This is a genomic window from Rheinheimera sp. UJ51, from assembly GCF_020819615.1.
Lineage (GTDB): Bacteria > Pseudomonadota > Gammaproteobacteria > Enterobacterales > Alteromonadaceae > Alishewanella > Alishewanella maricola.
In genome coordinates this window covers 82,238-108,203 of the sequence record NZ_JAJHOG010000006.1, presented here as the reverse complement: position 1 = coordinate 108,203, position 25,966 = coordinate 82,238, and the positions used below count along the sequence as shown (strand labels likewise).

25 protein-coding genes and 6 tRNA genes are annotated in these 25,966 nt (G+C 46.2%); 12 read left to right on the top strand and 19 right to left on the bottom strand.

Annotated elements, in window-relative coordinates; genetic code table 11:
- Positions 1–26 precede the first annotated feature (26 nt).
- From LMJ53_RS09795 to fldA, 3 genes are read left to right on the top strand one after another with little or no spacing between them, the layout of a single operon-like run.
- Positions 27–224 carry a DUF2788 domain-containing protein gene (locus LMJ53_RS09795; RefSeq protein ID WP_229585884.1) on the top strand — a complete coding sequence of 66 codons (198 nt, stop codon included), beginning with the start codon at positions 27–29 and terminating at the stop codon, positions 222–224.
- A gap of 15 nt (positions 225–239) precedes the next feature.
- The gene (gene ybfE, locus LMJ53_RS09790) at positions 240–512 is read left to right on the top strand and encodes a LexA regulated protein (protein WP_226751486.1); all 273 of its coding nucleotides are present in this window, start codon (positions 240–242) and stop codon (positions 510–512) included.
- Positions 513–525: 13 nt separating this feature from the next.
- Positions 526–1,056, top strand: coding sequence for a flavodoxin FldA (fldA, locus tag LMJ53_RS09785; RefSeq protein ID WP_226751485.1), 531 nt, complete (start codon positions 526–528; stop codon positions 1,054–1,056).
- A gap of 65 nt (positions 1,057–1,121) precedes the next feature.
- On the opposite strand, the gene LMJ53_RS09780 is transcribed toward fldA, so the two are convergent.
- Positions 1,122–1,592: a DUF4442 domain-containing protein gene (locus LMJ53_RS09780; RefSeq protein ID WP_229585883.1), complete on the bottom strand. Its 471-nt coding sequence runs from the start codon at positions 1,590–1,592 to the stop codon at positions 1,122–1,124.
- Between the two features lie 152 nt (positions 1,593–1,744).
- On the opposite strand from LMJ53_RS09780, the gene fur reads away from it, so the two are divergent.
- Both fur and LMJ53_RS09770 read left to right on the top strand, forming a co-directional pair.
- Complete coding sequence (fur, locus tag LMJ53_RS09775; RefSeq protein WP_229585882.1) at positions 1,745–2,185, top strand: ferric iron uptake transcriptional regulator; 441 nt, start codon at positions 1,745–1,747, stop codon at positions 2,183–2,185.
- 144 nt (positions 2,186–2,329) lie between these two features.
- Positions 2,330–3,355 (top strand): CNNM domain-containing protein, encoded by a 1,026-nt coding sequence (locus LMJ53_RS09770; RefSeq protein ID WP_229585881.1) that lies wholly within the window; start codon positions 2,330–2,332, stop codon positions 3,353–3,355.
- Between the two features lie 63 nt (positions 3,356–3,418).
- Here the strand turns inward: LMJ53_RS09770 and LMJ53_RS09765 are convergent, their stop codons facing one another.
- From LMJ53_RS09765 to LMJ53_RS09755, 3 genes are all read right to left on the bottom strand, one after another.
- Entirely contained in the window at positions 3,419–3,913 is a 495-nt protein-coding gene (locus tag LMJ53_RS09765; RefSeq protein WP_226751481.1) for a GNAT family N-acetyltransferase, read from the bottom strand.
- Positions 3,914–4,108: 195 nt separating this feature from the next.
- Positions 4,109–5,035, bottom strand: coding sequence for an electron transfer flavoprotein subunit alpha/FixB family protein (locus LMJ53_RS09760; RefSeq protein WP_229585880.1), 927 nt, complete (start codon positions 5,033–5,035; stop codon positions 4,109–4,111).
- A complete protein-coding gene (locus tag LMJ53_RS09755) occupies positions 5,035–5,784 on the bottom strand; it encodes an electron transfer flavoprotein subunit beta/FixA family protein (protein ID WP_229585879.1) in 750 nt (249 codons plus the stop codon). The genes LMJ53_RS09760 and LMJ53_RS09755 overlap by 1 nt, the downstream gene beginning before the upstream one ends.
- A gap of 262 nt (positions 5,785–6,046) precedes the next feature.
- Here LMJ53_RS09755 and LMJ53_RS09750 point away from each other — a divergent pair, with 262 nt between their 5' ends.
- Positions 6,047–7,678 (top strand): electron transfer flavoprotein-ubiquinone oxidoreductase, encoded by a 1,632-nt coding sequence (locus LMJ53_RS09750; protein WP_229585878.1) that lies wholly within the window; start codon positions 6,047–6,049, stop codon positions 7,676–7,678.
- 66 nt (positions 7,679–7,744) lie between these two features.
- On the opposite strand, the gene LMJ53_RS09745 is transcribed toward LMJ53_RS09750, so the two are convergent.
- Positions 7,745–8,710: an aldo/keto reductase gene (locus LMJ53_RS09745; protein ID WP_229585877.1), complete on the bottom strand. Its 966-nt coding sequence runs from the start codon at positions 8,708–8,710 to the stop codon at positions 7,745–7,747.
- Between the two features lie 133 nt (positions 8,711–8,843).
- On the opposite strand from LMJ53_RS09745, the gene LMJ53_RS09740 reads away from it, so the two are divergent.
- Positions 8,844–9,599 carry a pseudouridine synthase gene (locus LMJ53_RS09740; RefSeq protein ID WP_229585876.1) on the top strand — a complete coding sequence of 252 codons (756 nt, stop codon included), beginning with the start codon at positions 8,844–8,846 and terminating at the stop codon, positions 9,597–9,599.
- Between the two features lie 33 nt (positions 9,600–9,632).
- Here LMJ53_RS09740 and LMJ53_RS17085 read toward each other — a convergent pair whose 3' ends face one another.
- Positions 9,633–12,344 (bottom strand): putative bifunctional diguanylate cyclase/phosphodiesterase, encoded by a 2,712-nt coding sequence (locus LMJ53_RS17085; protein WP_229585875.1) that lies wholly within the window; start codon positions 12,342–12,344, stop codon positions 9,633–9,635.
- A gap of 231 nt (positions 12,345–12,575) precedes the next feature.
- On the opposite strand from LMJ53_RS17085, the gene LMJ53_RS09730 reads away from it, so the two are divergent.
- Positions 12,576–14,513: an exoribonuclease II gene (locus LMJ53_RS09730; RefSeq protein WP_229585874.1), complete on the top strand. Its 1,938-nt coding sequence runs from the start codon at positions 12,576–12,578 to the stop codon at positions 14,511–14,513.
- 37 nt (positions 14,514–14,550) lie between these two features.
- Here the strand turns inward: LMJ53_RS09730 and LMJ53_RS09725 are convergent, their stop codons facing one another.
- The 4 genes from LMJ53_RS09725 to LMJ53_RS09710 all read right to left on the bottom strand — a co-directional run bounded on the left by LMJ53_RS09725 (position 14,551) and on the right by LMJ53_RS09710 (position 19,116).
- On the bottom strand, positions 14,551–15,639 hold the full coding sequence (locus LMJ53_RS09725; protein ID WP_229585873.1) for an AI-2E family transporter: 1,089 nt from the start codon (positions 15,637–15,639) through the stop codon (positions 14,551–14,553).
- A gap of 588 nt (positions 15,640–16,227) precedes the next feature.
- Positions 16,228–17,646: an NAD(P)(+) transhydrogenase (Re/Si-specific) subunit beta gene (locus LMJ53_RS09720; RefSeq protein WP_229585872.1), complete on the bottom strand. Its 1,419-nt coding sequence runs from the start codon at positions 17,644–17,646 to the stop codon at positions 16,228–16,230.
- Positions 17,647–17,649: 3 nt separating this feature from the next.
- Positions 17,650–17,970, bottom strand: a complete 321-nt coding sequence (locus LMJ53_RS09715) for an NAD(P) transhydrogenase subunit alpha (protein ID WP_226751470.1) — start codon at positions 17,968–17,970, stop codon at positions 17,650–17,652.
- A gap of 21 nt (positions 17,971–17,991) precedes the next feature.
- Positions 17,992–19,116 (bottom strand): NAD(P) transhydrogenase subunit alpha, encoded by a 1,125-nt coding sequence (locus LMJ53_RS09710; RefSeq protein WP_229585871.1) that lies wholly within the window; start codon positions 19,114–19,116, stop codon positions 17,992–17,994.
- A 453-nt stretch (positions 19,117–19,569) separates the two neighbouring features.
- Between LMJ53_RS09710 and LMJ53_RS09705 the strand changes: the two genes are divergently transcribed.
- Positions 19,570–19,881, top strand: a complete 312-nt coding sequence (locus LMJ53_RS09705) for a hypothetical protein (protein WP_229585870.1) — start codon at positions 19,570–19,572, stop codon at positions 19,879–19,881.
- A gap of 70 nt (positions 19,882–19,951) precedes the next feature.
- Here LMJ53_RS09705 and LMJ53_RS09700 read toward each other — a convergent pair.
- The 9 genes from LMJ53_RS09700 to LMJ53_RS09660 form a co-directional block, all read right to left on the bottom strand.
- A tRNA-Gly gene (locus LMJ53_RS09700) sits at positions 19,952–20,027 on the bottom strand.
- A 35-nt stretch (positions 20,028–20,062) separates the two neighbouring features.
- Positions 20,063–20,149 (bottom strand) — tRNA-Leu (locus LMJ53_RS09695).
- Between the two features lie 34 nt (positions 20,150–20,183).
- A tRNA-Cys gene (locus tag LMJ53_RS09690) sits at positions 20,184–20,257 on the bottom strand.
- 25 nt (positions 20,258–20,282) lie between these two features.
- Positions 20,283–20,358: transfer RNA gene (locus LMJ53_RS09685), tRNA-Gly, on the bottom strand.
- A 142-nt stretch (positions 20,359–20,500) separates the two neighbouring features.
- Positions 20,501–21,058: a CDP-diacylglycerol--glycerol-3-phosphate 3-phosphatidyltransferase gene (pgsA, locus tag LMJ53_RS09680; protein WP_229585985.1), complete on the bottom strand. Its 558-nt coding sequence runs from the start codon at positions 21,056–21,058 to the stop codon at positions 20,501–20,503.
- Between the two features lie 32 nt (positions 21,059–21,090).
- Positions 21,091–22,908 carry an excinuclease ABC subunit UvrC gene (gene uvrC / locus LMJ53_RS09675; protein ID WP_229585869.1) on the bottom strand — a complete coding sequence of 606 codons (1,818 nt, stop codon included), beginning with the start codon at positions 22,906–22,908 and terminating at the stop codon, positions 21,091–21,093.
- A gap of 11 nt (positions 22,909–22,919) precedes the next feature.
- A complete protein-coding gene (gene uvrY / locus LMJ53_RS09670; protein ID WP_226751465.1) occupies positions 22,920–23,570 on the bottom strand; it encodes a UvrY/SirA/GacA family response regulator transcription factor in 651 nt (216 codons plus the stop codon).
- A 332-nt stretch (positions 23,571–23,902) separates the two neighbouring features.
- Positions 23,903–23,993 (bottom strand) — tRNA-Ser (locus LMJ53_RS09665).
- Between the two features lie 231 nt (positions 23,994–24,224).
- A tRNA-Ser gene (locus LMJ53_RS09660) sits at positions 24,225–24,315 on the bottom strand.
- 159 nt (positions 24,316–24,474) lie between these two features.
- On the opposite strand from LMJ53_RS09660, the gene LMJ53_RS09655 reads away from it, so the two are divergent.
- The 3 genes from LMJ53_RS09655 to tusC all read left to right on the top strand — a co-directional run bounded on the left by LMJ53_RS09655 (position 24,475) and on the right by tusC (position 25,966).
- Positions 24,475–25,143 (top strand): Bax inhibitor-1/YccA family protein, encoded by a 669-nt coding sequence (locus LMJ53_RS09655; protein ID WP_229585868.1) that lies wholly within the window; start codon positions 24,475–24,477, stop codon positions 25,141–25,143.
- Between the two features lie 92 nt (positions 25,144–25,235).
- Positions 25,236–25,610: a DsrE/DsrF/TusD sulfur relay family protein gene (locus tag LMJ53_RS09650; RefSeq protein WP_229585867.1), complete on the top strand. Its 375-nt coding sequence runs from the start codon at positions 25,236–25,238 to the stop codon at positions 25,608–25,610.
- Positions 25,610–25,966 (top strand): sulfurtransferase complex subunit TusC, encoded by a 357-nt coding sequence (tusC, locus tag LMJ53_RS09645; protein ID WP_229585866.1) that lies wholly within the window; start codon positions 25,610–25,612, stop codon positions 25,964–25,966. The genes LMJ53_RS09650 and tusC overlap by 1 nt, the downstream gene beginning before the upstream one ends.

Below are 25,966 nucleotides of genomic sequence, written 5' to 3'. Positions count from 1 at the left end.
ACTTTTTTCAGAGGCGAACGATGTCAATGAGCATAGAACAGTTTGAAACCATTGGATTATGGTTAGGACTTGGCGGATTGTACTTCTTTATCGTACTGGCTATCCGAGACGTCTTGAAGAAAAGTGAAGCACCAAGAATCGGACAAATTTTTGTTTGGCTAGTGCTGTTTTTATCACCCCTGGTGTTTATCGTGAAAAGTATTGTGCAGTATTTTTTCGAATAAGAGGGTTACAGATTAATGGCGAAAATAGCCACTGATCGCACAACTATTGATTTGTTTGCTTTGGATAAGCGTCCTGGTCGGCCCAAAACCAATTTGTTGCCACGGGAAGAACAACTGAAACAAAACAAACGTAATCAAATTAAACGCGATCGTGTTAAGGGCTTAAAGCGTATTGAGTGTAAAGTGCCAGAACAGCTTTGTGAAAAGCTTGATTTGGCCGCCGCACAGGCAAATATGACACGTAGTCACTTTATTGAACATCTTTTAGAACAGGCTTTGGCCGGGTAAGAAGGCTTAAAACATGGCAACAGTTGGCATTTTTTTTGGTAGCGATACAGGTAACACTGAACATATCGCCAAAATGATCCAGAAAGAACTGGGTAAACAGTTAATAGAAGTACGGGATATCGCTAAAAGCAGTAAAGAAGATATAGCGAATTTTGATTTACTGCTGTTGGGCATTCCTACTTGGTATTATGGCGAAGCACAATGTGACTGGGACGATTTTTTCCCAGAACTTGAAGGCATCGACTTTAATAATAAACTGGTTGGTATCTTTGGTTGTGGTGATCAGGAAGATTACGCGGAGTATTTCCTCGATGCGATGGGCACATTACGTGACATCATCGAACCTAAAGGCGCCATCATCGTTGGACACTGGCCAACCGCAGGCTACAACTTTGTGGCTTCAAAAGCCTTAGTGGATGATAACCACTTTATCGGTTTAGGGGTTGACGAAGATCGTCAACCTGAATTAACCGAAAAAAGGGTTAAGCAGTGGTGTAAGCAAGTTTATGATGAAATGAGTTTAGCTGAGTTTGCCTCGCTGTAATTACAGCCAGCGCTTAGGTTATTCAAACAAAGGCTGCCATGGGCAGCCTTTGTGCTTTTTGATGCTTAGCCAGCGCGATATTGTGCTTTCTTTCGCACATACAAGGTACGATTGACCTCGCACACCACCTGATGTTTCGCATCATGAATATGCACCAGAAACTGTGGAAAATATTTGTCGCCCTGCGCTGTGTGTTGCTTGATGTCGGTCACGGTGTCATCCGATAACCAAAACTCAGCCACCAACTTACTGTAGCCAGGGCTAATAAAGTTGATGTCAGCTTGTTTATCCCAAACGTGGTACTCTTTACCTAAGGCGCCCATTAACATCAAGGGATAAATGGGATCGGTCATCGCAAACATAGAACCGCCAAATTGACTGCGATTAATGTTTTTGGTCCAAGGCCGTGATTTTAGCTCTACTTTACAATAGCGATAATCATCACTTAATACCGTCACTCTGATACCACAAAATAAAAACGGCGGCCAAAAATTAAGTAAATGCCGCAGTACCGATGGCTTAAATGCCCAACGCATAAGTTCCCCTGGTAAGACCTGTTTAGTGCATTCTACCGATTGTCGTTAACAGTACAAGAGTGGCTCTTAAAAAAGCAATGTACATAAAGCATTTGAATATAGCCCTGATCTCTTTATAATCCTTAGCAAGTTCACGTTAAAAAAGAGTACTTATGAACGATCACAATACCGAATTACGCAAAGCGGGCCTCAAAGTCACGCTGCCTCGAGTGAAAATCCTTGAGATCCTACAAGATCCAAAAAATCAGCATATCAGTGCTGAAGATGTGTATAAAATCCTGTTGGAGTTGGGTGAAGATATCGGTTTAGCCACAGTTTATCGAGTACTTAACCAATTTGATGATGCGGGCATTTTAACGCGCCACCATTTTGAAGGCGGCAAATCGGTGTTTGAACTCACCGGTGCTAACCATCATGATCATTTAGTCTGTTTAAAATGCGGTAAGGTTGTCGAATTTGAAGATGATATTATCGAAAGACGCCAATTAGAAATCGCTAACAGCAATGGCATCAAACTCACCCATCACAGTTTGTATTTGTATGGTGAGTGTGAAGATGCGGCAAAATGTAAGCTTTACGCGCAAAATCAGTAAATCGAAACCTTAAAAAACCTTCCTTGTGAAGGTTTTTTTTGCTCAAATTGCTGGCCAATCTCAGCAATTATTTTAAAGCTATTGTTAAATACGCTTGATATAATGTTGCCGTCTTAGCAAAAAGAGGTGTTAAAACTAAATTATATGAGTTTATTGATCGCGTTTGTGGTTTTGTCTATCAGCGTTTCCTTCATTTGCTCTATTCTTGAAGCCGCCCTACTCTCCATCACACCGAGCTATATTGCGCAGCAAAAATTGCTCAAGCCAAAGCTATACGAAAAACTAAAACAATTAAAAGAAAAAATTGACCAACCCTTAGCGGCGATTTTAACGCTCAATACCGTGGCCCACACCGTGGGTGCAACCGGTGTCGGTGCGCAAGTCACTATTGTATTTGGTGATGGCTATTTGGGTATCGCTTCTGCGGTAATGACATTATTGATCTTGATTCTTTCCGAGATCGTGCCGAAAACCATCGGTGCCCGTTATTGGCCAAGCCTAGTGCCAGTGTTGCCTCCTGTGTTAAACGCGATGATTCTGTTGCTAAAACCTTTTATCTGGATGTCGGATCAGGTGATGAAATTATTTGGTGGCGGCCAGCATGAACTTGATTTAAGACAAGAAATTAAAGCCTTAACCATTTTAGGCCGTGAGTTAAATAAACTGGATGAAAATGAGCAACGCGTGATCAGTAATATTTTGGATCTGCATGAGATCAAAGTACGCGATATTATGACGCCGCGCACCGTTTGTGATTATGCCAAACCGGATGAACTGTTAGCCGATTTAGTGAAACGCGCCAAAAAAGGCCAGTATTCCCGTTATCCTATTTTAGATCACGAAGAAGCTCCTATCGGCATCGTGTTTCGTTATGACATGCTGGATTATCAAAGCGGACAAACGGCCTCAGACATCAAAAAACCGGTTAAAGTCATTTCGGATAAAATGAATGTTGAGCAATTAATGTCGCAGTTGATCCGCGAGCAGCAACATATGGCGCTGGTTTATGACGAGTACGGCAGCTGGATGGGTTTAGTGACCATGGAAGATGTGTTTGAAGCGATTATCGGCCAACCGATTATGGATGAAACCGATAACATTCCCAACCTGCGTCGTTTTGCGAAACGCCGTTGGGAAAACAAGCAAAAACAACTGGAAGAGATGAAATAATAAATAACAGGGTGAAACCTAAGGTTTCACCCTAAAATGTCTTAAACCGGCGGTGCGCTTTGATTAAAGGTCAGCATTAATCCGCACCATTTGCAGCGCATTGATATAGTTGCCATATTGAAAGGCATAATCTGTTAATTCCGCCTCAACTTCAAAACCAAAACGTTCATACAATGCAATCGCGGAGTCGTTATTGCTATACACCAGTAATTCAATACGCCGCAGGGCTAACCAGTTATCCGCTAAATCTAAGGCGGCACGCAGCAGTGACGAGCCCACCCCCTGCCCTTGATACGCTTCAGCGACTGCCATACCAATATCCGCAGCATGGCGTCGCCGCGGATTCTGCATCACCTGTAAACCTAATTGACCAATGACTTCACCTTCTAATTCCGCCACCAAATTATAAAAACCGGCTTGCGGTTCAAATAAACTTTGCCATTTTGCCATCGGCTGAAACGGCAATTGTAAGGTGTTGGCATAGACTAAGGGGGCATCATAAATGGCTTTCACTGCCGCAATATCTGCCGGCTCTGCATGTCGAATAAGCGGTAACATGACTTTTCTCCCTGAAGACGAACCAGACCATATGAGATAAATAACAGCTGCAAATAGTAAAGTTGCGCCACAGGAAAAGCCAGCAGATTATGCGAAAAGCGAGGTTAAGCAGGTAAAGGTTTTTGTCGCGGCCTAAAAAAACGGAGTGGCTTGGCCACTCCGTTTTTCATAACGACTTGCTATTAACGCCAACTGTTAAAGCGCAGCGTCAAGCTCAGGAAGTACATTAAACAAATCGCCAACAATACCGTAATCCGCTACTTGGAAGATTGGCGCTTCAGCGTCTTTGTTAATGGCAACAATCACTTTCGAGTCTTTCATACCGGCTAAGTGTTGGATAGCACCAGAAATACCGACGGCAATATACAAATCAGGAGCCACAATTTTACCGGTTTGGCCCACTTGCATATCATTCGGCACGAAGCCGGCATCCACTGCAGCGCGAGACGCACCAATCGCCGCATTCAACTTATCGGCAATACCATTTAGCAGCGCAAAATTTTCACCATTTTGCATACCACGGCCACCAGAAATGATTACTTTAGCGGCGGTCAGTTCAGGACGCTCTGATTTGGTAAGCTCTTCTGCGACAAAACGAGATACACCGAGATCTTTAACCACCGACACCGCTTCAATGGCAGCAGTATTGCCGGTTGCAGCAGCGGCAAAAGCAGAACTACGCACCGTTAATACTTTAATCTTGGCCGTCGATTGCACGGTAGCGATAGCGTTGCCGGCATAGATAGGTCTGACAAAGGTATCGGCACTTTCAATCGCAATCACATCGGAAAGCTGTGCCACGTCAAGTAAAGCCGCTACGCGTGGCAGCATATTTTTACCGGTGGTGGTCGCGGCCGCCAGAATATGGCTGTAACTCGCGCCAAGCTCGGCCACCAGTGCGGCGACATTTTCAGCCAGTTGATGGCCATAAGCGGGCGCATCTGCGTGTAACACTTTACTGACCCCCGCGATGGTCGCGGCTTCGTTAGCTGCAGCTTGGCAATCTGCCCCCGCCACTAACAGATGAATGTCTTGGCCAATTAAGGTCGCCGCTTGTACTGTTTTGAATGTATCTGCTTTTAACGCCGCGTTATTATGTTCTGCAATTACTAAAATCGTCATCAGATCACCTTCGCTTCATCTTTTAACTTGCTGACCAACTCAGCCACTGACTCGACAATGACCCCGGCTTTACGGCTTTGTGGTGCCGTGACTTTTAAAGTCTGTACTTCTGAGCTTAAGCCGACACCGAAACTGTCTGCGGCTTTAACATCTAAAGGTTTCTTTTTCGCTTTCATAATGTTCGGCAGTGAGGCGTAACGCGGTTCATTTAAGCGTAAATCGGTTGATACCACCGCAGGTAAACTCAGTTCTACTGTTTGCAAGCCACCGTCAATTTCACGTGTCACTTGCACTTTATCATTAGCCACCACTACTTTTGAGGCAAAAGTACCCTGCCCCATACCGGTTAGCGCAGCTAACATCTGAGCGGTTTGGTTATTATCAGAATCGATCGCTTGTTTACCCAGAATCACTAGCTGTGGTTGTTCTTCTGCCACCACTTTGGCTAATAATTTAGCCACTTGTAACGAATCAAGCGTAAGGTCAGTTTCGATATGAATAGCGCGGTCTGCACCTAAAGCTAAAGCTGTACGCAACTGTTCTTGAACCGCTTTTGCACCAATAGACACCACGACCACTTCGCTAGCGGTACCGGCTTCTTTTAAGCGCACCGCTTCTTCAACAGCAATTTCGCAGAACGGATTCAATGCCATTTTGACATTCGCTAAATCCACACCAGTTTGATCCGGTTTAACCCGAACTTTCACGTTATAATCAATTACCCGTTTTACCGGTACTAATAGCTTCATAATGGCCTCATATTAATGCCAGCCTTTTGCAGGCTGCTTTACGTGAAGGTAAAGTTTAACTTGTCGAATGCCTGTCAATCTACTTCCTGTTGACGTTAACGTCAACCTGCAATATTCTGATAGCCGTATTAGATGCGACAATTATGTAAACTATAGCATCCAACGTCGGTTTACTGAGTGACTTAATGCGTTATTTTCATTAAGCCACTCGCGACCGCCACCCCCAACGCAGCAAGAGAGGTATTCAGTGGAAAGAGAAGCAATGGAGTACGACGTTGTCATCGTCGGTGCAGGTCCAGCTGGTTTATCAGCTGCCATCCGTTTGATGCAACGCGCGCAAGCCGCAGCTCAAGAACTGTCTGTTTGTGTGGTGGAAAAAGGCTCTGAAGTGGGCGCTCATATCTTATCGGGCGCCGTGTTTGAACCCAGAGCGTTAAATGAATTATTACCTGATTGGCAAACGCTGGGAGCACCGCTGAAAACACCGGTAACCCATGATGATATCTACTGGTTTAATAATGCCGAGCAAGCCCGAAAAATACCAGGTATCGCCGCACCTAAAACCATGCATAACAGCGGAAATTTTATTATCTCTGCAGCCAATTTGTGTCGTTGGTTAGCCGAACAAGCTGAAGGCTTAGGTGTCGATATTTTCCCCGGTTTTGCCGCCAGCGAATTACTGCTGAACGACGGTGCCGTTGCTGGCATAATCATTGGTGATATGGGTGTCGATCGCCAAGGTCAACCCAAAGACAGTTACACACCCGGCATGGAATTAAAGGCAAAATATACGTTATTTGCTGAAGGTTGCCGCGGGCATTTAGGCAAACAACTAATTAGCCAATTTAAATTAGATCTAGACAGCGCACCACAACATTATGCTATTGGCTTTAAAGAAATTTGGGATGTGCCTGCCGATCAACATCATCCAGGTTTAGTCGTGCATTCTGCCGGTTGGCCTTTAAACGATGCCAGCGGTGGCGGTTATTTATATCACAGCGAAGATCAGCAAGTTGTGGTCGGGTTAATTGTCGACTTAAATTATCAAAACCCCTATCTGAACCCGTTTGAAGAGTTTCAACGCTATAAGCAACATCCGGTGATTCGTCAATATCTTAGTGGCGGCAAACGCGTGACTTACGGTGCCCGCGCCATTGCCAAGGGCGGCTTGCACAGCTTACCGAAAATGAGCTTCAAAGGTGGTTTACTGCTCGGTTGTAACGCGGGTACCTTAAACTTTGCCAAAATTAAAGGTAATCACACGGCCATGAAATCGGGTATGTTAGCTGCCGAAACCGTTGCGGATGCCTTATTTAATGGTGATTTGGGTGGGCAAGATTTAACGGCTTACGCCAGCAATATTAAAAACAGCTGGCTCTATACAGAGCTTTATAGCGCGCGAAACTTTGGTGCTGCCATCCACAAGTTTGGAACCTTCTTCGGTGGTGTTTATAACACGCTGGATCAAAACCTGTTTCAAGGTAAATTACCCTTTACCCTACACGATACCATGCCGGATCACGCCTGTTTAAAACTGGCCAGCGAGTGTCAGCCAATCAGTTATCCGAAACCAGATAACCAGCTGAGTTTTGATCGCTTAAGTTCAGTGTATTTGTCCAATACCAACCACGAGGAAGAACAGCCTTGTCATCTACGTTTAAAAGATGCCAGCATTCCGATCACGGTTAATTTAGCCAAATATGCCGAACCGGCACAGCGTTATTGTCCGGCAGGAGTCTATGAAATTATCGAAGACGAACACGCTAATCCTAAACTGCAAATTAATGCGCAGAACTGCATTCACTGTAAAACCTGTGATATTAAAGATCCCAGTCAGAATATTACTTGGGTGACACCAGAAGGGGGCGGCGGGCCGAACTACCCGAATATGTAAGCATGTTTATTGCCCTTAAAAAACGCCGCGTAAAACGCGGCGTTTTGCTTGATGCAACCTAGGCTGTTAAGGCAGTCGTTCGCCGCGGGCCGCAATATATAATTGATACCAATGCTCGCGATTTAATAAAATACGGCTCGCTTCGGCACAAGCACGAATGCGCTGTAAATTGGTGGTGCCGATCACCGGCTGTACCTGTGCCGGATGGCGCATTAACCAAGCGAGGATAATCGCTTCAGTACTGCATTGATATTCTGCTGCAAATTGTTGCAGTAGCTGACACACCGCACTTTCTGCTTCCGTCTGCCCAGGATAACCGACACTAAAGCGACCTTGTGCTAAGCTGCCCCAGCTTTGAATTTGAATGTTATGCAATTGGCAATATTCAATGGTGCCATAACCAAAGTGTCGACCTGCAGCGGCGGGCATACCGACCATAACACTTTCTTCTAGCCAGTTATGTGCTGCTAAACTCATTTCTAACTGATTAGCACGTAGCGGCTGTGTCACGGCTTGCTGCAACAGTTGCAATTGTGCCCAGCCCATATTCGAGACACCAAAGTGCCTTACCTTACCTTGCTGTTGTAATTGGTTGAACGCTTCTGCTACTTCTTCAGGTTGACATAAAGGATCCGGCCGGTGTAGTAACAGCAGATCGAGATACTCGGTTTGTAAACGTTGTAACGATTCTTCAACAGCGCGCAAGATAGCGGTTTTAGAACAATCGTATAAACCCACTTGCCCCGTCTGCGGTAAGCGAATAGCACATTTAGACTGAATATACAGTTGCTCCCGTTGCTGAGGATGGGCGTTTAAATAACGACCAAACACCGTTTCAGCTTTACCATGACTGTAAATATCCGCATGGTCGAAGAAATTAATACCATTCTCCAGTGCGGTCTCTATTACGGCAAAGGCCTGCTGCTCGGCCGCGAGGCTTACCTCGGTTTCATTCCAACCGCCGCCTAATCCCATACACCCCATACTAATGCGGCTGGCTTGCGGTAAAATATCATGTATTGGTAATGTCATGCTGAATTCTCAATTAATTGAAGGCTTATGCTAAATCAAGCTGAACGCGCGGCGGTGAAAACCTTGTACAAACCAAGCCAGACACTTACACTAGCGCGCTAGATAACTTTTAATACTGTTTACCGACACCGCTATGACCGAAGAAACTACCTTGTACCGTTTAAATAAATTTATCAGTGATACCGGTTTTTGCTCGCGCCGTCAGGCCGATGCCCACATTGCTGCCGGTGAAGTCACCGTAAATGGTCAATTGGCAGAAATGGGCCTGAAAGTATCTTATGCTGACACTGTCTTAATTAAAGGGCAACCCTTAAAGGAAAAACCCAAACGGGTTTATCTGGCTTATCATAAGCCGGTTGGCATTACCTGTACCACTGAGCGGCATATTGCTGGCAATATCATTGATGCGGTGAAGTACCCCGAGCGGATCTTCCCGATTGGCCGCTTAGACAAACCCTCTGAAGGTTTAATCTTTTTAACGAATGACGGTGACATCGTTAATAAAGTATTGCGCGCCGGCAATGCCCACGAGAAAGAGTACGTGGTCAGCGTGAATAAACCGATATCAGATTACTTTATCAAGAAAATGTCACAGGGAGTGCCCATTTTAGGCACGGTCACCCTTCCCTGTCAGGTGACCCAGATCTCACGTAATACGTTTAAGATTATTTTAACGCAGGGGCTTAATCGGCAAATTCGCCGTATGGCAGAGTTTTTAGGCTATGAAGTGGTTAAGCTAAAACGCATCCGTATTATGCATATTCGTTTAGCCGAGCTTAAACCCGGCAAATGGCGCTTACTCGATCCGATCGAAATTAAAATGCTGGACCAATTGGTTCAAGATTCCAGCAAAGTGGCCGCTGGCGCCCAGCATGATCACGAAGAATAACCGAGCCGCAGCAACGGTCATCTTCTTGTATACCTAGCCCTGCTCTGCAGGGCGATTTAAAAACGTCAGTAAGTCTGCTAACGGCATCGGCCGCGCATAATAATAACCTTGCGCTCGATCACAACCGAGTTGTTGACACAATTCACTCATCTCTGCGGTTTCCACACCTTCAATCACCACGGTTTTACCAATTTGATTACAGGTACTAACCAGCATTTCAACAATTTTACGTTGCTTAAGATCGTGAGTAAGATCGCGGGTAAAGGAGCGATCTAATTTCACAATATCTGCCGGCAACCGATAAAGATAAGACAAACTAGAATAGCCGGTACCAAAATCATCAATGGCTAGCTGACAGCCTAAGGCTTTAATCTGATTGGGCAGAGCCAGCGTATGGCCTTGTTCTTCTAATAAAGCGCTTTCGGTTAACTCAATACAAATTCGCGCAGCGTCGATCTGATATTCAGCTAAAACTGCGGCTAAGAATTGCACAAAATCATAACGTCTAAGCTGCTGTGCTGACACATTAATCGCCACGCTAAGTTTGGCTAAACCCTGGTTTTCAACCAGATCACGTAGCACCATCTTCATGACTTGTTCGCCGATCTGAATGATTTGTCCGGTTTGTTCAGCAATCGGGATAAAAGAAACGGGCGAGATAAAGCGCCCCTGATGCTGCCAACGCACTAAACTTTCAATGGCAACGGTTTTACCCGTGCTGAACTCAATCACCGGCTGGTAATACACCTGTAACTGCTCTGCATCGAGGGCCGCTTGTAACTTGTTACGCATAGCCACAATATTGCGGTAGTTATCAGCCATGGTATCTTGATAAAAACGGTAAGTATTTCCCCCCGCCTGTTTGGCATTACTCATCGCCACATCTGCAAGCTGGGTTAATAATTGCGAGCTGCAATGGGCTTCTTGATTTTGCACAATACCAATACTGGCTGACAAATACACATCAAACCCGGTCACTGTGCTAGGTTGAGATAAAGCGCGTAACAACGCATTCGCTAACTGTTCAGTGGCCTCAACGGGAGATTCAGGTAAGTACACTAAAAACTCATCACCACTGAAACGCGCTAATAAAGCCTTTTCTCCACAAAGCAAACGGATACGCAGCGCCATTTCTGAGAGCAGTTTATCGCCAACATCATGCCCAAAACTGTCGTTTATCGGTTTAAACCCGTCTAAATCAATAAAAATAATCACTTCGGGTGCCGTCTTTTCACGGATCACCACCTGCTCGACCGCTTGATAAAAGGCATCGCGGCGCAATAAGCCGGTAATATCATCAAACTTAGCGAGGGTAGACAGTTTCACTTTTTCGTGGCGCAACAAACGCGTGCGATCAACCGCTAAAATAAAGGTGCAGCAGAACAGTAGCGATACCCATAATATGATTTGATGTAATCGACTGCGCGCTTGTAACTCGGTGAGATCGGTAATAAAAACATAAAAAGGAATACTGCCCCAATTAGCTTGATCCGGTTGAATTTGTTGATGATACGGATAACGGCGTTGTAAATCAGCCAAGGTCGCCCGCTTAAAGCCACTGGCATCGGCGGTAAACAGCAACTGGGGTAATACTTCCAGGTAAATTTGGATTTTTGCCGCGCCCACAGAGTTATCCACTAATAACGCTTGTTGTAAATTAATCAGCACTAATAAAAATTGTGGCGACGCGTCTGTAACAGGCAAAGCTAAGCGCAACATCATAATGGGTGAATCACTGTCTAAAGAAGCACGATTGATGGCCATGGCTTCCTGATCCGAATCAGAAAACAGCCACGAACGAGTGCCCTCACTACTGAACAAACCTTGTGCTTGAAACGCAGCGGCTTTACCCGTCATCAACACGGCTTGCTGTTGCTGATCAAAAATAACGGCCCCATAGACCACATCGTAGGCAGCCGTGATGGCAGACAGATCTTCTGTGATAAATTGCAAACGTTCAGCAGGATTAACTCGCTGCCATCTTATACGAGCACGCTGAAATAACTCTTCAGAAAACGCTAACTGTGCTTGTACTTGGCTGACCACCCGAGTCACTTTTTGCTCGGCTAAGTGTGTTTCATAGCGCACATCAAACACGCTTAAGGCAAACCAGATGCCATATCCGGCTTGAAACATTAACATAGCAGCAATAGCGCTATGGCTTAATGGCCCCGTGACCTGCAACTGAAAATGCTGTTTTAGCCAAACCGAAATCCCGACCATAATCAGCATAATGGGTAATAAGGATGAGCTAAAGGGCGTGGTATTTTGCCAAGGCAGTTGCGGAAACCACAAGCTTAGCTGGGCATAGCAACCATACACGAGACAAATGAAAGCCAAAATGCGCCAAAGATAATGGCCAACACGCGTGGTATGCGAACAGACTAATATGGCCGCCGCTAACAATAGCAGCACCGACAGCAAGGGTAATGGCATTCCACTTAAGTCTTGCAGCTGGCCTTGACGAGTAGCCAACCACAGATAACTGATAAAACTTAATATCAATAGGCTGCAAAATATTTGCAGTTTGCGGCGGTTGAAGAGTAAAGCGGTTAACCCCAAGCTAACTAAGGCGGTGGCGAGAACTAAATTAAATGATAGTAAAGGCAGAATAAGCTTAGCTAAAAACAGGTGCTCGACCAGTCCTAATAACGCAATAATAGTGTAAAAACCTGCAGTCAGCAGATAAAACACTACTGCCGAAGCACGGCTTATACTATCGTTTACTTTCCAAGTTTCTGGCACTCTTCACACCATTTAACTGCATAGGCTTATGAGTTTAGCCTATAAAACACGTGTAGCACATGTAACCACAGTGCCTGACAGGGTGCAACAAGGATATTTATGGATATGCTGAAGATTTAACCCGTTAATCCGCAAAAGCACTGGCATAATGATGCCAATCGCTTGGGCTTAACTTGGCTTCTGCGCCCTAACACCGTATAGTGGCGCGGTTAATTTCTTAGGTTCTTATTTATGCTGCAAAACAATCCGCTTTTGGCTCAATTAAAACAACAACTTAAAGAAACGTTACCCACTAAAGAAGGTATCGTTCGCGCAACGGCAAAAAGCTACGGCTTTTTAGAAATCAGCGACAAAGAAAGTGTTTTTATCGCGCCTCCCCAAATGAAAAAGGTACTGCATGGTGATCGTATCCGCGCGGTGATCCGCACCGAGGGCGAGAAAAGCCAAGCTGAACCTGAAGCATTGTTAGAAAGTGCCATAAGCAGTTTTGTTGGCCAGATTAAACGTCAAAAAAATAAACTCAGTGTAGAGGCCGCCAACCCACTGTTACGAGACGCTTTTAAAGCGACAGTAGCTGAGGGCATCAATGCCGCTGAGTTACAAAATGGTGATTGGGTGATTGCTACGCTAAGCCAGCATGCGCTTAGCGCTGAAAGCTTTATGGTCACCATTACCGAGTTAGTGGCAAAAGCCGATGATCCAGAAGCGCCTTGGTGGGTTGTGTTAGCGCGGCACGCATTACCGAAAAGAGCGCCAGATGCTCATCAGCAATGGCCATTACTGGATACTCAGCCTCGTACAGACTTCACCACGATACCGTTTTTGACGATTGATAACGCCTCAACTCAAGATATGGACGATGCGATCAGTGTTCAAGCCGTGGCGGATGGCTGGCAATTACAAGTTGCTGTTGCCGATCCAGACGCTTACATAGCCGCCGGTTCTGCCTTAGATCAACAAGCACAGCAACGGGCTTTTACCACCTATTTGCCTGGGCGTAATATCCCCATGTTACCGCGCGAACTCGCCGATGATTTATGCTCGCTGCAACAAGGGGTAAAGCGCCCAGCCATTGTCGCCACAATGTTCATTACCACTGACGGTGCTTTGCAAAGCCCTGCTGAGTTTACGTTGGCCTGGATTTGCTCGCAGGCGCGACTTAATTATCAGCAGGTTTCCGACTTTTTAGAACAACAAGGTGATTGGCAACCCGATAATAGCGACATAGCCGAGCAATTACAGCAGCTGCAGTTATTAACGCAAGCCAGACAACAATGGCGTCAGCAACACGCCATTGTGTTTCAAGATAAACCGGATTACCGCTTTGAATTAGATGAGGCCGGTCAAGTGGTGCATATTCATGCCGAACATCGGCGCATCGCTAATCAAATGGTAGAAGAGGCGATGATCGCCGCTAACCAAGCCTGTGGTGACTTACTGGCCAATCGTTTGGGCTTTGGTTTATTTAACGTGCATCAAGGCTTTGACAGCAACAAACTCAGCGCACTGGCTGAATTACTGCAACAGCATGCCGCGCCTGTCGCACACGAGGAACTGGCTGAATTGAGCGGTTATTGCCAACTCCGTCGCTGGTTAACGCAACAAGATACCCGCTATTTAGAAAGCCGTTTACGCCGTTTTCAAGCCTATGCTGGCATGAGTATTGCGCCTGCACCGCATTTTGGTATGGGATTAACGCAATACGCGACTTGGACTTCACCGATCCGTAAATATGGCGATCTGGTCAATCAACGTTTGTTAAAAGCCATTTTACAGCAACAGCCTGCGCCGGAGATCCCCGAACAGCTGACGCAACATCTGGCCGATCAACGCAAAGTACAGCGCAAAGCCGAACGGGATATCGCCGATTGGTTATATCATCTGTATCTACAACCGCAACTCGGTGCAGCTCAAGCATTTACCGCTGAGATATTTGATATTAACCGAGCGGGGATCCGTGTGCGTTTATTAGAAAACGGCGCGGCGGCTTTTATTCCTGCCAGCTTAATTGCTCAGGGTAGCGAAACGGTTAAATTAAATTGGGAAGAAGGCCGTTGCTATCTTGCCGAGCAAGCCTTGTACGAGTTAGGCCAGCAACTGCAGGTGCAGTTACATGAGCTGAATGAACCCGGTAACATTTTAGTTAAACCTCTGCAAAGCGCAGAGTAAAGCCCCCGCCAGCTGATTTGCTGACGGGCCCAAGGGCTCATTCAGATAAGCTATTACGCTCTTCTGCTTGCGCTTTTTGGGTTTCATCGCGGATCCATTCGCGCCAAATTGCCACCAACAATGCCATTAATACCGGGCCAATAAATAACCCCACTAAACCCATCGTTTTCACGCCACCAATTAAACCAAAAAATGTGGGTAAAAACGGCAGTTTAATTCGCCCTCCCACCAAAGTGGGTCGAATGGTTTTATCGACAATAAATAGCTCGATACTGCCCCATAAAAATAAGCCAATCCCTGCGGTGGTAGCACCGGTGCCAACGAGGTATAACGAAATTAAACTAAAGGCCAGCGGTGCGCCACCGGGCACCAGCGCCATAAAGCCCGTTAACACACCAAAAGCGACCGGCGAAGGCACCCCAGCCACCCAGTAGGCAACGCCCAGTACCACGCCCTCACCCACGGCAATAATTGACATACCCAGCACGGTTGAAGTCACGGTAGCCGGTACCACCCGCGAGAAACGCTGCCAACGCTGTGGCAAAATCCGCTCGCCCACGGTATCTAATTGCAGCGCTAATTTGTCGCCGTCTTTGTATAAAAAAAACAGGGTAATTAACATAAACAACAGTGACAGCAAAAAACCTGCGGTATGCCAACCCATGGTTAAAATGGTGCGGGAAATACCCCCGAGATGCTCCCCCGTGACCACACTGATAAATTGCCCCAACTGATTAGGCGCACTAAGGTGCGCCTGCCATAACTCTGCTAACCACTCGCCCGCTAAGGGTAAGGCGGCTAACCAAGCGGGCACGGGCTCACCAAATTGATTGGCATGTACCAGCCATTGCAGCCAGGTTTTGGCTTCTTGCAGCGCAAAAGAAAACACCAACGTTAAAGGCACCACTAACCCTAACACCATTATCGTTAGCGCCAGTGTTGCCGCTAAGGTGACGTTTTCAGCGCAGCGCTGCACTAATTTTTGATAAAGCGGCCAGCTGGCAAAGCAGATAATCAGTGCGGCTAATACCGGCACCAAAAAACCAATAAAGAAAAACACCCCAGCGGCTAAAATCAACAACAGCAAAACGCGACTGATCGCTTCATTACTAAAAATTTGCGCCATGCTTACCACCTTTGACTGCCCGCAAGGGGCTGACGACACCTAGAAATGCAGCCTTGATCCTGGCCACAATAATGGCGCTACTTTACTGCTTTACGGGTGAAATAGCACTGACAAGCAGCCGCTTGCGACTAAAGTTTTGCGACTTGTCACGCGACGGTGCAACTTCTCCCCTCATCACGTCCCAAAATAAGGGGCAACGGCTGGCCATTTGACGAAAACCCACCTAGCCTCTAAAGTTAAACAGCAACACTATTGCAAGAGCGAGAATGAATGAAAACCCTCTACAGAACCTTAATGATTATCGGCTTACTGCTCGCCGCCTTAATATGCTATGGCTACGGTTTTTCGAGTGGCGCAGTAATTTTTGTGGTGCTAGGCATGGTATTAGAATTGGGGTTTTGGTTGGGCTTGTTTAGCAACAAGCTGCTACCCAAGTCTTAGCCTGCCGCGCGCTCGTTAATCCCTTACCCTGCCGCTGTCAAAATAACAACTTGTTGCGGCTTTAATGACCAACAAGCACCCACCTAAGCGGTGGATGCTTGTTATTAGCACACAACGACTGGTTACGCAGTGTGTTGTCAGCAGCGTTTAATGACCGCCACCCAATGACTTAATAGCTTGGATCATCGACACCATGACCTTTTGCGCATCACCGTACACCATTTGCGTGTTATCGGCATAAAACAGCGCGTTTTCAACACCAGAATACCCTTTACCCTGACCGCGCTTCACCACATACACTTGCTTAGCCATGTCGACATTCAAAATGGGCATACCATAGATCGGTGAACTTTTGTTGCTGCGTGCGGCGGGGTTGACCGTATCGTTAGCGCCGATCACAATGGCGACATCCGCATCTTTAAACTCATTATTTATGTCTTCCATATCATAGATAATGTCATAAGGCACACCGGCTTCTGCCAGTAACACGTTCATGTGTCCGGGCATACGGCCCGCTACCGGATGAATGGCAAATTTCACTTCCACATCGGCGTCTTGCAGTAACTTCACTAATTCATACAATTTATGTTGTGCTTGTGCCACCGCTAAACCGTAGCCTGGGGCAATAATCACTTTAGTGGCATACCGCATATTAATACCGGCATCGCCTGCATCAATCGGTTTTTGGCTACCCGCCATTTCGCCTTGTTCTTCATCGCCCGCTGCCCCGAAGTTTGAAAACAGCACATTAGCCACAGAGCGATTCATCGCTTTGGCCATCAATAAGGTTAATAAAGAGCCAGCAGAGCCAACCACCATACCGGCAATCATCAACGCCGGGTTATTCAGCACATAGCCTTCAAAGCCAACCGCTAAGCCAGTAAAGGCGTTGTAAAGTGAGATCACAACAGGCATGTCGGCACCGCCAATGGGCATGGTCATCATCACACCGTAAACCAGCGCTAAGGCAAAAAACACCGCAAACACCGGCATGCTGACCGCACCGCCCTGCCAAACGATATAAGCCCCCATGGCTAACAACACCAGCAACAAACTGCCGTTGACCAACTGTAGCGCGCTAAAACGCAAGGTGCCATTAATTCGCCCATCGAGTTTTGCCCAGGCAATTAATGAGCCGGACAACGACACCGCACCAATCACCCCGCCAAGCACCGCTAGGCTCAGTGAAATACTGCCGTGCGTTTTATAGCCAATTAGCTCAATAGCAGCAATAGCCGCTGCTGCACCGCCGCCCATGCCATTATAAAGCGCCACCATTTGTGGCATTTCGGTCATGGCCACTTTTTTCCCACTGCGCCAAGCCCAGCCTAAACCGATGGCCAAAGCAATTAAGGCTAGCGTTAGGTTGGTGCTTAAATGCGGTTTTGCGGCTTCGTTCACGTCTAACGTGTAGAGAAAGCTCGCCAACACCGCTAACACCATACCGGCACCGGCTACCACAATGCCTGAGCGTGCGGTTAAGGGTGACGACATGCGCTTTAAACCATAGATAAACAAAAACGCCGCAACGAAATAACTGGCATCAATCAACAAAGCTGCATTCATGTGTTACTCCTTGGCTTTAGGGCTTTTACTTGAGGGTTTAAACATCTGCAGCATACGCTCTGTGACGACATAACCGCCCGCAGCATTGCCGGCCCCCAATAACACGCCTAAAAAACCAATGATCTGCTCAGGTAATGAACTCGCATTAAGTAATGCCCAGAGCGCCCCCACTACCACGATGCCATGAATAAAATTCGAGCCAGACATTAACGGCGTGTGCAAAATAGCCGGTACTCGGCCAATAATTTCAAAGCCGGTAAAGGCAGCCAGCATAAAAATGTATAAGGCGACAAAGCCCGTTAAAATAGTGGTGCTGTATTCCATAAAAACTCCCAAGGCCTATATTTATTGTTCTAGTGCGGTTTTAATCGCAGCGGGTTTGATCTCGCCCGCGTGCGTCAGTACCGTTTTGGCTAACACTTCATCTTCCCAGTTCAGGGCGATTTCACCGTCAACAATAAACAGTTGCAGTAAATTCAGTACGTTTTTGGCGTACAACTCAGAAGCATGCTCCGCCAACATCGAGGGGACATTTAAAGGGGCCGCGATAGTAATTTGACCTTGCAGTACGGTTTCACCCGGTACGCTGTATTCGCAATTACCACCGCCCTCGGCGGCAAGGTCAATGATTACGGCGCCCAGTTTCATGCCATCAACTTGCGCTTTACTGATCAATTTGGGCGAAGGTCGCCCCGGAATGGCTGCAGTGGTGATCACAATATCGGCTTGTTGAATATGTTTGGTGACGACCGCAGCAATCTTGTCTTTTTCTGCAGCGGTTAATTCTCGGGCATAACCGCCTTCACCGCGAGCATCAACGCCGGTATCCACAAATTTAGCCCCCAGAGATTCGGCCTGCTCTTTGGTTTCAGGCCTGACGTCATAACCTTCGGTAATCGCACCTAAGCGTCTAGCGGTGGCCAACGCTTGCAAACCGGCAACCCCAAGCCCCATCACTAAACAGCGTGCCGGGCGAATAGAGCCTACCGCAGTGGTCATCATCGGTAAAATACGCGAGAGCTTAGTCGCGCCCATTAAGGCGGCATAATAACCGGCAAGTGCGGCTTGTGAAGATAAAGCATCCATAGCTTGGGCGCGGCTAATGCGCGGTACTTGTTCCATGGCGAAACAGGTGATCTGTTTATCGCGTAATAAGCGGGTTAATTCCGCCTCTTTATGCGGGTAGATGAAACTGAGTAAAATCGTGCCGGGTTGAAGCAAGCCGATTTGTTCAGCACTGGGCGCTTGCACAGCCAACACAATAGCAGCATCCGCGAGTAATGCTTGTTCACTCTGAGCAATACTGACAGCACTAAAGGCCGTGTCTGGCAGCTTACTGGCTAAACCCGCCCCGCTTAACATACTGATACTGCAACCCAGTTTCGCGAGCTTATCGGCCACTGCGGGCACCATCGCGACCCGTTTCTCATGTGGCCTGCGCTCAAACAGCACGGCAACCTTTATCGGCATATCCTTTACTCCTAATGATAACTGTCTGAGGAGTATAGTCTTTACTTAGAAACTTACCGGTGTTTCAGCATTAAAAGTTTTTGAGGTCTAGGTTATCTTTTGTCATAACGCTGCTGAACTCAACAACCTCGTTGCCTAAAAACGCCAACAGGATACGACTGTATGTCGCGGTTGTTCGCTGAAATCCTTGCCATGTCACTTAGCACTTAGCACTTAGCACTTAGCACTTAGCACTTAGCACTTAGCACTTAGCACTTAGCACTTAGCACTTAGCACTTAGCACTTAGCACTTAGCATCAGATGTTCAGTTATATTTAATCAAATAACAGCTTAACAACCCTTTTGTTTATCCCTGATTCGACAAACCAACACGCAACAGCCGCGGCAATGGTTAATGTAGCGTTAAGCGCAGGGTGTTATAAATAAAGTTCACACGTTGAAAGGTACATGCAAATGAAAACGTTAATGTTCGTCTTATCCATCTCTACCTTACTGTTAAGTCATTCGGCTATGGCCAAACCTGAGCACGATAAAGGCTTACCACCAGGCTTGGAGAAAAAGCTAGAAAAAGGTAAACCTTTACCGCCTGGTTGGCAAAAAAAACTATCGGCTGGCCAGTATCTACATGATGATTATTATCGTCGTAGTACGGTATTAAAAAGACCGAATGCTGATGGCATTATTACTATCCAAGTTGAAGGCACCATCATTGAATTATTTGAACACAGCAGAGAAATAGTGCGAATTTTGGAAGGTAAACGTTAAAGCGCCTTAATATAAAAGGCGATATTTCGGATACAAAAAAACCGCTTAGATAAACGGTTTTTTTTGAATTTGGAGCGAGTTACGAGATTCGAACTCGTGACCTCGACCTTGGCAAGGTCGCGCTCTACCAGCTGAGCTAAACTCGCAATGTGATACTTTAATATTGCTGGTCAATATTAAATGGTGCCCGGGGCCGGACTTGAACCGGCACGGGGTTTCCCCCGAGGGATTTTAAATCCCTTGTGTCTACCGATTTCACCACCCGGGCAGACAACTTTCAAACGTATTAAAACAGCATGTTATGGAGGCGGGTCCCGGAGTCGAACCGAGGTGGACGGATTTGCAATCCGCTGCATGGCCACTCTGCCAACCCGCCACTGTTGCTGCCAACTCTAAAGAATTGGAGCGAGTTACGAGATTCGAACTCGTGACCTCGACCTTGGCAAGGTCGCGCTCTACCAGCTGAGCTAAACTCGCGTTGCTATGACCGTTTCGTGGCCATCTGCCTTAACACGTGACGCATTCTACTGTTTTAAATAAATCCGTCAATATTAAATTTTTAGTTTTATGTCTGTTTGCTTAAAAAGTAACTGACTTGCTGACAATAACAGCGACTTGGTTACACTGTCGACAAATCCGCCCAGGCCGAACGCAAATATTCATACATCGACCACACGGTTAGGATAGTCGCGATGTACAACATTAACATACCAACGGGTGTAAACCAGCTCAATAAGCTTAATGTTGGCTGCCAAATTAAAGCGATTAACGCTAACATTTGCGCAATAGTTTTGTATTTGCCTAAATTCGATACCGCAACATTCGCGCGTTTGCCTAGGCTGGCCATCCATTCCCGTAACGCCGAAATAAAGATTTCACGACTAATAATAATAATAGTAGGAATGATCACCCAGAGGGTTTTAATGTCTACGGCAACTAATACCAAGGCAGTGGCCACCATCACCTTATCAGCGACCGGATCTAAAAAAGCACCGAACGGGGTAAATTGCTCCAGTTTTCTGGCTAAATAGCCATCTAACGCATCAGTAATTGCCGCTAGACAAAACACCAGAGCAGACCAAAAACGGGCATTTTCCAAACCAGAGTAGAAAAAATAGATAAATACTGGGATGAGCAGTAAACGAAACAGCGTTAACAGGTTGGGAATATTCCACATAACAGGGTTCTCAGGCACTTAATGCCTTAATGCTACTTGTTCTGACAGGCTTGGTAAATCTTTTCTGCTTGTTGTTTTGAAATTCCAGGCACAGAACTCAGTTCAGTGACCGACGCTTTCAACACACCTTGCAAGCCACCTAAGTATTGTAACAAGGCTTGCCGGCGTTTTTCACCAATACCTGAAATGTTTTCAAGCGGACTTTTTAATAACGCTTTACCGCGTTTATTTCGATGACCGGTTATCGCAAAACGGTGCGCCTCATCACGGATCTGCTGGATCAAATGCAAGGCGGGGCTATCTTCCGGTAAGTTAATACTCCGCCCACTGTCCCACAAAATTAAGGTTTCTAAGCCCGCTTTACGACTGACGCCTTTAGCCACACCAATCAATAAGGGCTTTTTCGCGTGTGGCCAAGCGCTAAATTGTTCCAATGCGATGTTCAGTTGCCCGATACCACCATCGATAAAAATAATATCGGGGATTTTACTGACTTCGCTTAGCTTGCTGTAGCGCTTATCTAACGCAAAGCGCATCGCGGCATAATCGTCCCCCCCGGTGATACCGGTGACATTGTAACGGCGGTATTCTTGCTTGTAAGGCCCTTCACCATCAAACACTACACAAGACGCGATGGTGGCCTGCCCCATGGTATGACTGATATCAAAACATTCCATACGGCCAATATCATCTGGTAATTGTAATAATTGCTGTAATGCTTGATAGCGTACCCGCATTTTTTGCGTTAATGACTGCCTGCTGTCTAAGGCAATTTGCGCATTTTTCTGCGCTAAACTCAAATACTGGGCTTTCTCGCCGCGTTTAGCGGCAGTTAACCGCACTTTGAACTCAGCAATATTACTGATCGCTTCGGCTAAACTATCCGCATTTTCAAGTGCCATCGGCAACACGATCTCTTTAGGGATCTGCTGTTCGCTGTGACCATTGAGATAAAATTGTAGAATAAAAGCAGATAATACCTCGGCCGCGCTCATATCCAACGGCACTTTCGGATAATAGGATTTGCTACCGAGAATTTTCCGATCACGAATAAACAGCACATGCACTACCGCGGTTTGACCATGCAAGCTAAAGCCGATGGCATCAAGCTCTTCATGATCACCGCTCACATATTGCTGTTCTTGCACTTTGCGCAAGGCACTAATTTGATCGCGAAAGGCAGCGGCAGCTTCAAATTGCCAGCTCTCACTGGCTGCAGCCATTTTTTGCACTAAATCATCAATAACTTGTTGGTTTTTACCGGCTAAAAATAGCGCCGCTAAACGCACCTGCTCGGCGTAATCTTCATCGCTAATTTTACCCACGCAGGGCGCACTGCACAGCTTTAATTGATATTGCAAACAGGGCCGCGTGCGAGCACGGTAGAAACCATCTTCACATTGTCGGATCGGGAAAATTTTCTGCAAACTTTTTAAACTTTGCCACACCGCGCCGGCATTCGGGTAAGGCCCAAAATACTGCCCCACTACTTTTCGCGGGCCGCGATGCGAACTAATCCGCGGATGACGATGAGAAGTTAATAAGATATACGGATAAGACTTATCATCACGCAGTAAAATATTGTATTTGGGTAAGTATTGTTTTATCAGGTTGTTTTCTAAAATCAGTGCTTCGGTTTCACTGTGCGTCAGGGTGAATTCGATACTCGCAATTTGCCCAACCAAGGCACGAGTTTTCACACTGTCGACCGTGGTTCGAAAATAGCTACTTAGCCTTTTCTTCAGATCTTTTGCTTTACCCACATAAATAACAATGCCGCCCTGGTTAAACATGCGATACACGCCAGGTTGTTGCGGCACTGTGGCCAAAAACGCTTTTGAATCAAACATAATAGGACTTGTTAATGCGCAATCTTAGCGATATCTATCATGCCGTGTCGAAACGCTAGATGAGTCAGTTCAACATCACCATTAATCGCCAGTTTTTCAAACATGCGATAACGATATGAATTCACCGTTTTTGCACTGACATTTAACTGATCAGCGATATCGGTCACCTTTTGACCACGGGTAATCATCATCATGATTTGTAATTCACGATCAGATAAACCTTCAAAAGGATTAGGTTGCAGATTATTGACCTTAGCCAAGGCCATTTTTTGCGCCACTTCATCGGAGATATGTCGCACACCGGAATACACTTTTTTAATCGCCATCACCATTTCTTTCGGTGGCGTATTTTTTGAGATAAAACCGGCGGCACCTAATTGCATCACTTTGGTCGGTACCGGCTCTTCACAAGAAATAGATAAAGCCAATACTTTAACATCTGGACAATAATGCAGAATGCGCTTGGTCGCGGTCATGCCACCCATACCGGGCATATTCATGTCCATCAACACGACATCAGGTTCGTTTTGACGACAAAACTGTAAGGCTTCTTCGCCGGAGCTGGCCTCGCCTATCACCTTGATACCGCGCTCATCCATTAGTATGCGACTTATACCAGTCCGAACAAGCTCGTGATCATCAACTAACAGCACGTTAATCAACTTGGCTTCTCCGTTATGCGGGTTATCACCTGTAGCTGGCGGATTTATCCACAGCTAGGCGCTAAATTAATTTTCCAGCTAACCGCTTAAGGGCTAACTACGGTGTCATCGCTTTGCGTGAAATTAACAATAACCAGCAAAGCAGCTGCTTAGTGTGCCAGAAAGCGTTGCATCTGCAAACCATTAAATGTTTCTGAAATCGGTGCAAATTAACAAGCGAAATCAAAGGCTTCTAGCGCAAAAACTACTATATAGCGATTAAGTTTATTTAGCGAGTATAGTTCAATGAAAAAATAATGAGGTATTTAGCTAGACGGGTAAAGGAAGCTGCGTGGCGGAGGGGGAGAGATTCGAACTCTCGGTAGGCTATTAACCTACGCCGGTTTTCAAGACCGGTGCATTAAACCGCTCTGCCACCCCTCCGCGTTACAGGACGGCATATTAAAAACTTGGCTGCACTTTGTAAAGCGTTAATTTTACTTCGCTAAACTAACTGCCGACAATTTCAGCAAATGGCGGGCAAACGTTACAAACCTAACGCTATATTGTCGTCGTCGCGGTTTATTCTGGTTTGCAACAGCGTGATGTTGAACCTAACGTTAAACTGCAACGTAAGAAAGCAAAAAGCCACCCTAGGGTGGCTTTTCAGAATAATGGCGGAGGGAGAGAGATTCGAACTCTCGGTAGGCTATTAACCTACGCCGGTTTTCAAGACCGGTGCATTAAACCGCTCTGCCATCCCTCCAGCGCTGCGTATACTAATCACTTTGCTCTGGAAAATAAAGCAAAAAATTTAAAATAATTCTAACTGCCGTTTTTTCGTGCAGCCAGCACTAGTTATAACGGAACTTTAACAGTATTATGCACTCAGTAACTTTACAAAACTCGGTAATAGGAGACATTTATGTCATACAGAGAAACCAGTAATATCAACACACTCAGTCATGGTGTTGAAATCAACAAGGTATTGCGCAACACCTACTTTTTGCTAGGTTTAACCTTAGCCTTTAGCGCGGTAACCGCCGTTATTGCCATGGCCATGAACATTTCCCCGATGGCTTCTTTAGTCTGCATGATCGCAGGCTTTATTATGCTATTTGTTGTTAACAAAAAAGCAGACTCTGCTAGCGGCATTTTCTGGGTATTTGGTTTTGCAGGCGCCATGGGCGCGTCACTTGGCCCAATGTTGTCAATGTATGCGGGTTTAGCTAATGGCCCAGCGTTAATTATGCAAGCCTTAGCCGGTACTGCGCTGATCTTCTTTAGTTTATCGGCTTATGTTTTAACCACACGTAAAGACTTCTCTTTTATGGGCGGTTTTTTAATGATTGGTTTAATCGTGGTGTTGGTTGCTGCTTTAGCAAATATCTTTCTAGCTATCCCAGCGTTAAGCCTGACCATCAGTGCCGTGGTTATTTTGATTATGTCAGGATTAATCTTGTTTGATACCAGCCGTATCATCAACGGTGGTGAAACAAATTATATCCGTGCAACCGTTTCGTTATACCTAAACGTGTTCAACATCTTTGTGCACCTGTTAAGCTTATTAGGCATTATGGGTGGTGACGACTAAGCTTTTGCTGCTCAGTCGTAATTTAGTTAAAATACCCCGCTAAGCGGGGTATTTTTTTAGCCGCGCCCTACTGTGCTGTGCCCAGTGCACTAATGCCGTTATTAAGAGAAACTACCGTGGCTCATTTTAGTTTATTGTTGACTCAAAACCCCTTTGCTTGTCAAAGCTTTGATAGTGCTCTGCAATTTGCCAAAGCGGCTTTAGCCGCAGGCTACAGCATTGAGCAGGTGTTTTTATATGAAGATGCCGTATTCGCAGCCGCAGCAACGATCGACTTACCCACAGATGAACGTAATTTGGCAGCGGAATTAGCCAAATTTTGTCAGCAGCAACAACTGCCCTTGTTATATTGCATTACCGCGGCAGAGAAACGCGGTGTGCAAGCAGCGAATGATAGCCTTTTTCAAGCGGCTGGCTTGGCCGAGTTTGCTATGCGTTTGGCCAACAGTAAATTGGTGCAATTCTGATGCAACATATCCTGATACTGCAAACGCAGTCGCCGTTTAATCAAGCCCGCGCTCGTGAAGCGCTCGATTTAACCTTGGCTTTAGCCGCCGTGGATTATCAGCTCAGTGTCGTCTTTATGGCAGACGCCGTATTTCAATTAGTCAGCCCTGCTGAGTTAAAAGCACTGCCCATCAAGCCGGTGTATAAAAGCTTTGGTTTATTTGGTTTATACGACATTGAACAGTGCTTCGTCTGCCAGCAAGCATTAACACAACGCGGTCTGACCGCTTTGCGGCTGCCTCCCGGATTTCAAACTATTACGCCGACAGCCATAACCGCCCTGATGCGCGCGGCCGATCAGGTAATAAGGTGCTAA